11 protein-coding genes are annotated in these 12,058 nt (G+C 45.5%); 3 read left to right on the forward strand and 8 right to left on the reverse strand.

What is annotated here, in order from left to right; all coding sequences use genetic code 11:
* Nucleotides 1-42: 42 nt before the first annotated feature.
* Nucleotides 43-234 (reverse strand): DUF2986 domain-containing protein, encoded by a 192-nt coding sequence (locus R7E00_RS03890; RefSeq protein ID WP_005376066.1) that lies wholly within the window; start codon nt 232-234, stop codon nt 43-45.
* 136 nt (nt 235-370) lie between these two features.
* Between R7E00_RS03890 and R7E00_RS03895 the strand changes: the two genes are divergently transcribed.
* Both R7E00_RS03895 and R7E00_RS03900 read left to right on the forward strand, forming a co-directional pair.
* Nucleotides 371-880 carry a GNAT family N-acetyltransferase gene (locus R7E00_RS03895; protein ID WP_005376068.1) on the forward strand — a complete coding sequence of 170 codons (510 nt, stop codon included), beginning with the start codon at nt 371-373 and terminating at the stop codon, nt 878-880.
* A gap of 14 nt (nt 881-894) precedes the next feature.
* Complete coding sequence (locus tag R7E00_RS03900) at nt 895-1,284, forward strand: nitrous oxide-stimulated promoter family protein (protein WP_025767744.1); 390 nt, start codon at nt 895-897, stop codon at nt 1,282-1,284.
* A gap of 49 nt (nt 1,285-1,333) precedes the next feature.
* Here R7E00_RS03900 and R7E00_RS03905 read toward each other — a convergent pair whose 3' ends face one another.
* Together R7E00_RS03905 and trxC are read right to left on the reverse strand one after the other, a co-directional pair.
* On the reverse strand, nt 1,334-2,494 hold the full coding sequence (locus tag R7E00_RS03905) for an MFS transporter (RefSeq protein WP_017634647.1): 1,161 nt from the start codon (nt 2,492-2,494) through the stop codon (nt 1,334-1,336).
* Between the two features lie 176 nt (nt 2,495-2,670).
* On the reverse strand, nt 2,671-3,105 hold the full coding sequence (gene trxC, locus R7E00_RS03910) for a thioredoxin TrxC (protein WP_005376074.1): 435 nt from the start codon (nt 3,103-3,105) through the stop codon (nt 2,671-2,673).
* 162 nt (nt 3,106-3,267) lie between these two features.
* Here trxC and R7E00_RS03915 point away from each other — a divergent pair, with 162 nt between their 5' ends.
* The gene (locus R7E00_RS03915) at nt 3,268-4,362 is read left to right on the forward strand and encodes a ketoacyl-ACP synthase III (RefSeq protein WP_053349917.1); all 1,095 of its coding nucleotides are present in this window, start codon (nt 3,268-3,270) and stop codon (nt 4,360-4,362) included.
* An 86-nt stretch (nt 4,363-4,448) separates the two neighbouring features.
* Here the strand turns inward: R7E00_RS03915 and R7E00_RS03920 are convergent, their stop codons facing one another.
* The 5 genes from R7E00_RS03920 to R7E00_RS03940 form a co-directional block, all read right to left on the reverse strand.
* Nucleotides 4,449-5,774, reverse strand: coding sequence for a DUF1501 domain-containing protein (locus R7E00_RS03920; protein ID WP_053349916.1), 1,326 nt, complete (start codon nt 5,772-5,774; stop codon nt 4,449-4,451).
* A 9-nt stretch (nt 5,775-5,783) separates the two neighbouring features.
* Nucleotides 5,784-7,352 (reverse strand): DUF1800 family protein, encoded by a 1,569-nt coding sequence (locus R7E00_RS03925; protein ID WP_262606017.1) that lies wholly within the window; start codon nt 7,350-7,352, stop codon nt 5,784-5,786.
* Nucleotides 7,353-7,759: 407 nt separating this feature from the next.
* On the reverse strand, nt 7,760-9,022 hold the full coding sequence (locus R7E00_RS03930; RefSeq protein ID WP_025767748.1) for a hydroxymethylglutaryl-CoA reductase: 1,263 nt from the start codon (nt 9,020-9,022) through the stop codon (nt 7,760-7,762).
* A gap of 351 nt (nt 9,023-9,373) precedes the next feature.
* Nucleotides 9,374-10,591, reverse strand: a complete 1,218-nt coding sequence (gene manA / locus R7E00_RS03935; protein WP_206957547.1) for a mannose-6-phosphate isomerase, class I — start codon at nt 10,589-10,591, stop codon at nt 9,374-9,376.
* A 124-nt stretch (nt 10,592-10,715) separates the two neighbouring features.
* A complete protein-coding gene (locus R7E00_RS03940) occupies nt 10,716-12,056 on the reverse strand; it encodes an MFS transporter (RefSeq protein ID WP_053307712.1) in 1,341 nt (446 codons plus the stop codon).
* Nucleotides 12,057-12,058: the final 2 nt, after the last annotated feature.

Genomic DNA, 12,058 nt, shown 5'->3' on the forward strand with positions numbered 1-12,058 from the left:
TATCTCCGAATATCAAAAAAGCCGCTTGAAGCGGCTTTTCTTTTAGGCTTGATCTGTCTGCGCTGTGTCTACAACGTTTTCCGTGTGTTCTGAAGCTTGGTTTTGTTCTTCAGCTTCCATTTTCGCGCGTTCAGCTTTGGAGATATAACGCGGCTTATTGCTCTTATGTAGCTTAGCGTTATGCTTCTTCTGCTTCGCTTTCAAGATCTGATTGATTTTCTTCTTGCGGTTCATGGTGGTGGTCCTTTAATTTAGCGAGGCAGGATAGTTACTTTTTTATCAAGTTACAACTAAATAAGCGCCGGTATCGGTCGCAAAATTCAAGTACGTTCCTATGTCCAATCATCTATCGCGTTTTAATGGAGCCCAAATGAAAACACTGTACACCGAACGTTTGATACTGCGTCTTGTGAGTGTAGATGATGCACCATTTATACTAAAACTTTATAACCACCCAGACTTCTACCGTTTTGTCGGAGACAAACAAATTCGTACCGAATATGAAGCGGCGCGTTACATAAAAGAAAATATGCTACGCATGCAACAAATTAAAGGCGTGAGTTTACTCGTTGTAGAGAAGAAAGAAGATGGGCAACCCATCGGGATTTGTGGGTTGGTTAAACGTGACACATTACAACACTATGATCTCGGATATGGATTTTTACCTTCCGCTTATGGCTTCGGCTACGGAACGGAGTCTGCAACCGCAGTGCTGGAATACGCTAGAGAGGAAATGAAACTCGATAATTTGGTTGCCATCACCAACAATGACAATATTCGTAGTATAAGTTTGCTCAAAAAACTGGGCTTTGAGTTTGAACGAGTTGAGCAGCAATATGATAATGGCCGCACGTTAGAACTTTACACAATGATGTTGTGATTTTTGGATAGCGCATGAGCGATATTTTACTTGGCAAACTCGCCACTGAATTTAAGACAGTAAAAGCCATGGTAGAGGTTTACTGTCATGACCATCATGGAACAAAACGTGACTTATGCTCAGAATGTCATGAGCTGCTTGAATACGCAGAAGTGCGCCTCGACCGCTGTCCTTATGGAGAGAATAAACCGACGTGTAATAAATGTCCGATTCACTGCTACAAACCAGAGCCGAAAGAACAAATGCGTTTGGTCATGCGTTACTCTGGCCCCAGAATGTTACTGAAACATCCCATCTTGGCGGTTCGTCATTTGCTTCATGAAAAGCGAATGGTACCGGAAAAGCCTGCAGCGAACGCGTCAAACCGTCACAAGCGTTTATCTAAACAAAAATGCGAAGAATAAAAAAACGAGGGCGACATGCCCTCGTTTTCGTTGAGTAGAAGCGGCGTGGTTAGAGGCCAGCGGCCATACGCTGCTTGGTTTTGCTCGCAGCAAGTAGCATGTATACGCCAGTCGCAACCAAAGCGGCAAACAAGTAGCCTAGCAAGCCGTGTTCTTGGCCCATAAATTTATCAGCGACAACAGGACCAGCAACAGAGCCGATGCTGTAGCTAAACAGCATGACTTGTGTCGCAGAGACAATAAAGCGTTCATCAAGTCCTTCGCAACCTAAGTTGATTGCAATCGGGTACAAGGCAAAAGTAGCTGCACCTAAAAAGAATAATGCAGCAGCCAATACCACGGCTGACGAGGAAATAAACGTCATACCGATCGAAAAAATACCCAAAATACAGAAAAACGCCATTAGCACTGTGCGGCTCATGTATTTGTTTAACGCGGTCACCATTGGTTGGACTAGCATGCCACCTAGAATCACTAGCGCCATCAATGTACCAATGTCTTGATGGCTAATTTTACGGTTAGTTAACTCAACTGGCATTAATCCGTAGATCGCGCCTAAGGTCAAACCTGAAACAACACAACCAATAATTGCTGCATGGTTTAGTTTGGCAATTTGCTTAAATGATAAAGCGGTTGATTCATGGCTGTTTGGCTGCTCACACTCAATGAACATTAGCACCAGCATCGCCATTAAGATCAACGTCGTGATCGCAATAAACGGAACGCCGCCACTTACGCCAAGCACGCCAATACCAAACTGGCCTAATGCTGAACCACCATAAAGCGATAGCATGTACAAGCTCAAACGTCTCGCACGCGATGCTTCGTCTCCAGACATTAGCCAAGATTCAACAATGACAAAAACACCAGCAACCGCGATACCCGCAATAAAGCGAGCGGCAAGCCACATCAATCCGTTAGCAAACACGGGTAGTGTGACGATAGTTAGCGAAAATACGGCCAAGCAACCAATAAACGCGTTACGGTGACCAACTTGACGTACGATACGTTCAATAAAAATAGCACCGGTTAATAAGCCGCCATAAAACACACTCGCCAACCAACTCGCGTAATCTGCTGAGATGTTGTATTCACCGAGCATGAGAGGGATCAAGCTCATTAAATAGCCCGAAGCCACCGCATAAAGAGACAGTGCGACGACTGGAACTGTAACTCGTGGTGATGCTGCAGGAACGACTGTGTTTTCCACTGTTTTGCGCCTATAAGTTAAATGAAATCTAAGGGTTATTCGGCGCGAATATGAGGCTAATAGTTAGGCAAGTAAAATGATAAATTTAAGTCGTTTCGACAAATAATATTTGTTAACTAGATAGGTTGATAAGTTGCATAAAAACGCCAACCTACAAACAAGGTTGGCGTGGAAGATTATTTAGTAAGTGCTTGATTTAACCATTGATCGAATTGAGTTTTAGGTAACGCACCATTGATCATATCAACGCGTTGACCATTCTTGAAAACCATAATGGTAGGAATACTGCGAATACCAAATTGCGCCGCAAGTTGTTGTTGAGCTTCGGTATCAATCTTAACAAAACGAGCCGTTCCGGCTTGCTCATGAGCAACATCAGAGAAAACAGGAGCAAAACCAACGCACGGGTTGCACCATGGGGCCCAAAAATCTACTACAACAGGCATATCACTTTGTAATAGAGCAGAAAAGTTATCTTGTGTACCTTCGATAGGCGAGCCGTCTAAAAGTGCACTTTTACATTTACCGCAAGTTGCAGATTCGGCAACGCGCTCATTAGGGACACGATTTAGACCGCCGCACGAAGGGCAGCGAGTTTTAAACGATGACATGACTTCTTCCTTTATTACGTATTGATGAAAACATGACTTACCAGTCAGCCTCATTATTTGTATACTTATTTTTTAACCTGCCGAAATAACGCAGCGCAGGTTTGTATTTGAGCCTAAGGTTCTAAGAAATTTTATTAAAATACAACAATAAATAGGTCTGCGATGACAAATTACTACGCTGAAATTACAGGTTGGGGGAAATGTGTTCCGCCAGCCGTGCTCTCTAACGATGATCTTAGCACTTTCCTCGATACTTCCGATGAGTGGATTCGTACCCGCACTGGTATCGAAAACCGCCGTATTAGTCATGTAAACACGTCAGACATGGCGACCGTTGCTGCTAAACATGCATTAGCTCGAGCAGGCGTCGATGCAACAGACGTGGATTTAATCATTGTGGCGACTTGTTCACCAGATTCATTGATTCCAAATATCGCGTCTAAGGTACAGCAGAACCTAGGTATTCGTGCAGCCGCTGCCTTTGACTTAAATGCCGCATGTACGGGATTTGTCTATGGCCTAGAAACGGGCACACGTTTGATTCAATCAGGTAACTATCGTAACGCGATCATTATTGGTGCGGAAAGATTGTCTTTCTACATCGATTGGGCAATGCGAGATACCGCTGTTCTATTTGGTGATGGTGCGGGCGCCGTTGTGTTATCAAGAACGGAAAAAGAAACGGGTTTACTGCAGTCTCAAATCGGTTGTGACGCAAAAGGCCGCGATATTCTGTCCGTACCAAAGTTTGGTACTTGTATGGATCGCTTTGCGGAAGACAACGGTTACTGGGATTTCAACTTTGTAGGACAAGAAATTTTCAAACGTGCAGTAAAAGGCATGGGGCTAGCTGCGAAAACCGTACTGAAAGCATCACAGTTAACGACGGAACAAATCGATGTTGTGATTCCGCATCAAGCGAATATTCGTATTATTCAAACCTTGTGTGACCTGTCTGGAATTCCGCACGACAAAGCGTTTGTTAACATTCAAAACTATGGCAATACTTCAGCTGCGACGGTGCCAATTGCATTGTGTGAAGCGGTAGAGCAAGGTCGAGTTAACCCAGGTGATAATATGCTTCTTGCTGCGTTTGGTGCAGGTTTGACATGGGGTGCGGCAGTATTGAAATGGGGTGACCGCGTAACGCCAGTTTCTGAAAGTGATGCGGTTCTGCCTGAATGTGAGCAATCCGCGTTAGAATTACTTGAGCGTGCCATTAAGCTGTGTAACGAACGCCGTCGCGACGAGGTGTAACGGACACTCTGCAAACATAAGATGGGTAAGGGAGCGCGAGGCTCCCTTATTTGATGATGCGTTCTACAGCTAACCTGAAAAATATCTTAAGCCATAAAACCCAGGTTTGAATGAGTAAAATTACGGATGTTCGGGAAGACGTATTCCAGTGCAGCGTTATCACTCACGCCCATCCACTGTGCTAGTGTTGAACCAACTTGATCAGCGGCAATTTTGGGTATGAGTCGGCCTTGAGAGTAATCATCGTTTCCGCCCAGTATTAGTTCCGGCCATGTACCGATAGGTTGTTTCCCATTTACCGCGCCTCCAATTAATAGTTGATGGCCACCCCAGCCATGATCGGTACCATTTCCGTTGCTCATCATCCTTCGACCGAAGTCAGACATAGTGAAAGAGGTGACTTGCTTGTTTAGCCCTAACCGTTCGACCGCACGATACATTGCTAAAAGGTTTGTCGCGAGATCCTCAAGTAACACTGGATGACGTGCCAATTGCGAATCGTGCAGGTCATACCCAGAGTGTTTAACGAAAAAGACTTGTCGTTGCTGCTTCAGGACATCTTGGCTTGCTATCAATTTGTACACGGTTTGCATCTGCTTGCCGAGCGTCGATGACGTAAACAGCGGCTCGTCAGCAATGTGGTTGAGTTGCTCGCTCAGTACACTACTCATTACCATCGACTCATCAACCATCAAATTAAAATGACCATTAAATGGATTGTCAGTTTGATGAGAGAGAAGGCGATCATAGATCCCCTTGTATAGCGGGTTATCAATCGCGGTAAGCTGAACTGCGCGATCTTTTTTCAGGACGGTTTGGCGGTGTTCCATTGCCCGTAACCAAAGCGAGTTGCCATGCACACTGTATAGCGGTGTTATTTCTGATTCAGAGTTTAATACATCCAACATTCTGCCAGCCCAACCAAGATTTTTAGACTCGCTCATTCCACCAAGTAACCAAGCGTCTGTTTGAGAATTATGAGAAAACAGTTGCTCGGGAAGTGATGCTTCACCTTGCTCAATAGCTTGTTTGGTGACGGGATGGTTGAGAATGCCACTATTGAGCACGATGCTGGCATCGCCTTGTTCGAAAACGGAAGTTAACGCATTTAACTTTGGGTGTAGGCCGAGCTTCACTGGGTGATTTGAGCTATCGACAGCACTTAAATTGATAGGGAGTATGTCTTCTTTGGCGACAGAGAGTGGCCCTCTGACTTTGGAATATTGACGATAGTGCGCCTCCGATAATGGCAGTATGGTGTTGAATGCATCGTTTCCGCCTGCTAAATACACACATATTAATGCTCGAAAGTCATTGGATGGCGCTGCGAGAGAGTAACCTGGCAGACTAAGAGAGGCTAGTGCGCCCATCGATAGCGTGCTTTGTATAAAATGTCGTCGTGAAATATCCATAATTCACTCCTAATCCTGAATATAGAATTCGTCGCCAGAAATGGCGGTAAATATCACTAGAGCGAGTTTTGTTGTTGGCACATAGTCCCCACGATAATCATTCAGGGCGGTGAGCATGAGCTCTTTCAATTCAGCAGAAGCCGTTCCAGCAAAGAAACGCTCGTTAACCAATTCGACTAAGGCACGGTGATCGTCCAGAAGAAGATAAAACTCGTTAAGATCGAAGTGGTAGGAATCACCACCTCCTCTACGAGTGCTGGTTAACATATAGTTGACCAAATCGGTATAAACAGACCAATTGAGAAGTTCATACTCTGGAGAGTTAATACCAGACTCCGTAAACTCGTTAGACGGCTGATAGTCTGGAGAGTAAAAATTAAACACGGAAGGAGAACGAAGCGGCCCTTGATTAGCGATGTTCATCATCGTTGTTGCGTCTTCGTAACGTGATCCTTTAATCGTAAAACCTGATGCTCGATGAAAATTAGTCAGGACCAGTATCGGTTCTTTCACTTTTATAGGCGGGGTATCCGTCATCCCTAATGCTTCAGGGTCGAGCAATATGGCTCGAACAACGGCGGTTAGATCGCCTTTTTCTCCTTCCCCATTGTTGTTAAATATCGTAGCAACACGCGCGACGTACTCTGGGCTTGGATTTGAACTGACCAAACGTTGGATAAGTAACTTTGAAACAAATGGAGCAACATTTGGGTGAGACATCAACATATCAATCACTTTTGAAAGCTCTTCTTGTGCGGTTAGACCCGATGGGATCACGTTCCCTAGAAATCGCTTCTCGCCGGTGTCGTGTCTTTGACTGATAACTCGCATCGGTTTCACGAATGCGATGTCGGAATTTTTCCATCCAGTTAATGCTCGCGCGAGCTCTTGAATATCAGTTTGATTGTACGTGGGGATAGGTTTGCCTGTTTCGTGGTTTAGCTTTTTACTGCCATCTAAATTGAGTTCATACAAACCGATAGTGAATAACTGCATTAACTCTCGAGCAAAGTTCTCATCGGGAAGCGTTCCTGTCGCACTATTTTCTTTTGCACTACCGAGCATAGACAAATAGCTCCCCATGACTGGATGGATGGAAACGTCATACAACAGGTCTCGGTAGTTGCCAAACGCATGCTCAACCAACAGATCGTAGTAATTCACTAACCCTGTAGGTTTGCTGGAAAGAACGCCGCCATAACGAGAAACGACTACGATCTGACTCAATGCATAAGCCGTTCGCTGTCTGAGCTGATCTTCAGCAGTAACAACAATTTGATACCAAGCATTTTCTCGGTTTGACTGTAGGCCTTTAGAAAAAGGCGTTTGATAAAGTGGTTGATGGTAGGTTGCTGGCAGGTTGATTTGCTTCTGTATCCAATCCTCTAACCCGTTTTCCCTAACCTCATTAATTAACGCAGGTGTTGGTCCAAAAGAGGTTTGATAGAGAAAACGCGCAACGGTTTGATCGGATGGGGATTGCTGTATTTGTGCTGATACATTAGACACATGGCTCAGCAATAAGATAGCCAATCCTAGTACCCAAGCAGAGATTTTATTTAGCTTCTGACGTCTCATAGTTAACTCGCTTACCCGAAGTAACGATTTAAGTCCATTTAACGGGAGTTATTAAGCTCTTTTGAGCTGTTTAGTAAATTTATGAAAATCAAGCAGCTGCATAGGCGAGTATAGTAGCTATAAGTGGTGAACAAAAAACTCAAACGGTGAATTTGGTACTATAGTGCTAGAAGTTTTTGATGCTATTTTTTCTAAGATACTGATATTAAATATGGCCAGTGAAGAGTAATAAGCAGAGATATCGCAATGGATATAGAAGGGGGACAGCTAAAGTACTGTTAACAAGAGATTGGTATGTTTGTTAAGGCTTAAGTTAGTTTCAAGAAATTATTGAGCCAATAAATAAAGTCCATTGGTTTGCACAAGAGAAAACCACACGGATGTTCTCTTGTACAAAGCAACAAAGGTTATTTTCGGGCAAGCTTATGGTGAGCACGAGAAAAGTGATCGGCACAAAATGCGCCCACGATCGAGAGTTCGCCAGCCAGACAAAGCGCAGCTGCGACTTCGGCTAACGCTTTCGCATTGCCGTTGCCGTGCAAACCCAAAATATCCAAACATGCTTTTTGCGTTGGAAGGCCAGTACCACCACCAACCGTCCCCACCATGATGTTTGGCAAGGTCACGCACGCGTACAAGTTGCCTTGAGCGTCCACATCCATACGAGTGATTCCAATGGCAGACTCTGCAACGCAAGCGGCATCTTGACCACAAGCAATGTACAGCGCGGCAAGCGCGTTTGCGTAATGCGCGTTGACGCCAATTGTCCCGCTGAGTAAACCGCCCACTGTGGTCATTTTGCCAAATTGAACCATAGACTCCGGCGTCGTATGCAGATATTTTTCCACCAACTCAGCAGGAATGGTCACTTCGGCGGATACTTTCTTACCGCGTACCGAGCGCAGTGTGTGCGCGTTTGGTTTTTTGTCGCCTGATAAGTTGCCGTCCAAGAATGCTTGAGTTGGTTTGATTGGGCTGGTCGCCAAAATATGATGGAACACTTCGTTTGTTGCGATGGTCACCATGTTTTGTCCGGAAGCGTCACCAGTCACGTATTCAAAGACCAAATAAACGTGGTTTCCTTCGATATTTACATTGATGTCTTTGAGTTTGCCATGTGAGGTGGTGGATTCCGCAATTTGACGAAATACGTCAAACTGGGTCACAACCCAACTGACGAACTGGCCGGCGTCAGCAAGGTGATTAAAGGCGAATACTGGTGTTCGGCTCACCCCTTCACTTAGTAACAATGCGCTCGCGCCACCAGCGGCGGTGATAAGATTTGCGCCACGGTTGTAGGAAGCGACTAACGCGGCTTCTGTCGTTGCGAGCGGAACCAAAAAGTCATCGTTCGCATACAAACCGTTGACGCGCAAAGGGCCTGCGATGCCGACCGGCACATTGACAGTACCAATGAAGTGCTCGATGTTGTTGGAGTAAGCGTCGCAATGTGACTGTGTGAAAGGATCAAGAAGATGATCTTTATTGGTCACGTGTTCCAATACTTGCCAACGGCGCGCCAAATGCTTATCCGATAGGCCAGGGCTTAAGCAGAGACGTTTCTCTGGCTTGTGAAACTTCGGTTCTAATGCCGATTGAATCTTACTGCTGGTTTCGATATCGGAAAGGGCGGAGCTTTGAACAGGGTTATCTTGGTTTAACTTCGGCATACAAACGTTAACTGAAAAATCGAACCAGAGATTGTAGTGATTGAGGCTTTGATTACAACGTTGATTATACGTTTTGCAACAAATACCACTGTGCAAGCGCTTTTATTATCCAAGTGATTTGATATTGGAGCGACGAATTTATCGGACATAAATGGGTTTTGACAATGAATGTTGAGTAAATGGTAGATCCGGGAGGTTATGGCTTTTAGAGAAACTGGCCTGTAGGTGTTTGGATTCGACAAGGTGTAAGCATGAGTGCCTTAAGAGCGGAATGGTTCAATCTATGAAAGGAATAAATTGTCTAACCCAGTCCCTTGGGTCAGACGTTAGTTTGAATCGGTTGTTCAAAAACTAGTTGAAGGCGCGAGCCACACGTCCCGCACTTTGAATACGGTAATGGCCAACGTAAGCAGGAACAAATACAGATTGTCCCTTCGCGGCGGTTAACGTCTCACCGTTATCACTGATGAGTGTCAGGTCGGCATCAATCGCTATCAAAATCTCTGCGCTGTTTGCCTCAACCACGTCGTGATTCGGTTGGTTAAGAATGCTGAAACTAAAGTCTTCCACTGGAACGGGGTAAAGGCTTTGGCAACCATTGGCATTGGGTTCGAGAACAAGGCTGTCAAAAGGCTTAGGCACAAAATCTGTGCATTTAACCAGTTCTTCAACATCCATATGTTTCGGCGTGAGTCCTGCACGTAAAACGTTATCTGAGTTCGCCATGATCTCTAATCCCGTACCTTTAATGTAAGCGTGTGGCGTTCTTGCGCTCAGGAACATCGCTTCGCCAGGTTGCAGCGTGATGACATTCAACAGTAATGGCGCAAACAAGCCGACATCGCCGGGGTATTGAGTGGATAGATCCAAGATGAGCTGGAAAACGTCGCTGCCAGTGCCTTGCTCCGATTGACGTGAAGCGTGGGCAAGAAGCTGTTTCAGTGCTCGCTCTTTTGTTTCTCCTTCCATGGTAAGAATGTGCACAAAGAAATCGCGTAAACCTTGTGAGTTGATTTCGCGTTTGAATGCATCTAGCGGTGTGCGTAGCTCATCGATATCGCAAAGGCCAAATGCCTCAATAATCTCGTCATACGAACGAAAACCGTTCATGGCTTGGTAACTTGTCAGCGCGTACACCAACTCAGGTTTATGGTTTGGATCCTTGTAGTTACGATGGCTTGCGTTTAGTGGGATCCCGGCACTTTGTTCTTTTTCGAAGCCTATTTCGGCATCTTGTTTGCTTGGGTGAACTTGAATCGACAGTGCATGTTCGGCCGCTAAGATCTTAAACAGAAAGGGCAGGTCGCCAAATTTCGCTGCGGTTTCTGCTGATAAGTAAGCGGGTTGGTTTTGTTTGATCAGTTCAGACAAAGGCAGCGTGTTTTGCTCAATCTGAACTTCAGAGCAGCCGTTTGGGTGAGTACCCATCCATACTTCTGCTTGAGGCTCATTCGTTTCGTTAGAAAAGCCAAACAAATCTTGAATAGAAGAGGTGCTTCCCCAAGCGTAGTTTTGGATTTTGTTGTTCATTTGAAAGAAGCTATGCGATGAAATAGTGTTCAAATTCATGAATTTTTCCCATAGTTAACCCTCCGAACTGAATCGGAAGAAAAATTGAGCAGAGATACGTTAAATAAGGAGGGCGAGCGCGGTTAGGTCACTCGCCAATTTGCCCGAAGGGCGATAAGTCGATTTATAACCGAGGTTTTGGTTCGAGTGGTTTTCGTGATGGTTGCGCTTGCAAAAATGGCAGCAACAAAAGGCCAATGACGGCTGCACAAACTGAAATGGTGATGAAGAAACCCGTCCAATGATATTCTTCAAGAATTAACGCCAGTGGATAACCAGACAATGCTGCGCCCATGTAGGCGAACAAGCCCACGAATCCTGTTGCCGCGCCGGCAGAGTCTTTGTGAGAGCACTCCGCCGCCGCCATACCGATCAGCATTTGTGGTCCAAAGACAAAGAAGCCGATGGAGAACAATCCCGCCGCTTGGAATGCAAAGTTGGTCAGAGGCATCAGCCAAAGCGCAGAGACAGATAAGAAAATCCCAATCGCGAACAGCAAGTTCATTGGCCCACGGTTACCGCCAAAGAGTTTGTCTGAGCCCCAACCCGCAACCAATGAACCAACAAAACCGCCGATTTCAAACATAGACAGAGCAGCGTTGGCGTTAATCAGGCTATAGTGATGCTGCTCGGTCAAGTACAGGTTTCCCCAGTCATTGATTGCGGTACGAACGATGTAAACCAACACATAACTGAACGCGAGCAGCCAGATGTATTTGTTGTTAAATACGTACGATTTCAGAATTTCGCGGTAGGTGAGGCCACGTCCGTAATTTTCTTGCGCAAGTTCTAGCGCGTCGTTGCGCCATTGTCCGACACTTGGTAAACCCATTGTTGTGGGTTTATCGCGCAATCGCCAACAAACGAATAGACCGAGCAATACCCCGATGATGCCGGGTAGAATAAAGCCTTCACGCCAGCTGTAGTGCAACGTTAAATAGCCCACCCAAATAGGGATCAGCGCGCCACCAACGTTGTGTGCGGTGTTCCAAATGGCCCATAAGAAGCCACGCTCGGAGCGTGAATACCAAGTGGTTAACAGCTTGGAGCATGAAGGCCAGCCCCAGCCTTGGAACCACGCGTTTAAGATCCACAGAGTAATGAAAGCCGCGAGTGAGCTAGAAAAACCGAACGCGATATTGACCAGACCTGTCGCAATCAATCCTAATCCCATGAAATAACGAGGATTAGAGCGATCCGAAATCGTGCCAGAAATAAACTTCGAACAGCCGTAAGTAATGTAGAAAAGTGTACCGATAAGGCCCAAATCGCCTTTATCTAAGCCAAGATCGGTAATCATCGCTGGTGCGGCGTAGTTAAAGGTCTTACGGGTAAAGTAGAAACCTGCGTAGCCGATGTACATCCCCAACATAATGTGCAAACGCCAATGGTGGTAACGCTGGTCGATTTGCTCGTTGCTCAGGCTCGGTTGAGTAAATTTAGGTGAACGTAAAAATCCAAACATCT

The sequence above is a fragment of the Vibrio sp. Vb1755 genome, from assembly GCF_033338635.1.
Taxonomy (GTDB): domain Bacteria; phylum Pseudomonadota; class Gammaproteobacteria; order Enterobacterales; family Vibrionaceae; genus Vibrio; species Vibrio alginolyticus.

Excerpts from the sequence above, each read along its gene's own strand:
- R7E00_RS03890 (WP_005376066.1), bottom strand. The coding sequence starts at position 234 with ATGAACCGCAAGAAGAAAATCAATCAGATCTTGAAAGCGAAGCAGAAG.
- R7E00_RS03895 (WP_005376068.1), top strand. The coding sequence starts at position 371 with ATGAAAACACTGTACACCGAACGTTTGATACTGCGTCTTGTGAGTGTA.
- R7E00_RS03900 (WP_025767744.1), top strand. The coding sequence starts at position 895 with ATGAGCGATATTTTACTTGGCAAACTCGCCACTGAATTTAAGACAGTA.
- trxC (WP_005376074.1), bottom strand. The coding sequence starts at position 3,105 with ATGTCATCGTTTAAAACTCGCTGCCCTTCGTGCGGCGGTCTAAATCGT.
- R7E00_RS03915 (WP_053349917.1), top strand. The coding sequence starts at position 3,268 with ATGACAAATTACTACGCTGAAATTACAGGTTGGGGGAAATGTGTTCCG.
- R7E00_RS03920 (WP_053349916.1), bottom strand. The coding sequence starts at position 5,774 with ATGGATATTTCACGACGACATTTTATACAAAGCACGCTATCGATGGGC.
- R7E00_RS03925 (WP_262606017.1), bottom strand. The coding sequence starts at position 7,352 with ATGAGACGTCAGAAGCTAAATAAAATCTCTGCTTGGGTACTAGGATTG.
- R7E00_RS03930 (WP_025767748.1), bottom strand. The coding sequence starts at position 9,022 with ATGCCGAAGTTAAACCAAGATAACCCTGTTCAAAGCTCCGCCCTTTCC.
- manA (WP_206957547.1), bottom strand. The coding sequence starts at position 10,591 with ATGAATTTGAACACTATTTCATCGCATAGCTTCTTTCAAATGAACAAC.
- R7E00_RS03940 (WP_053307712.1), bottom strand. The coding sequence starts at position 12,056 with ATGTTTGGATTTTTACGTTCACCTAAATTTACTCAACCGAGCCTGAGC.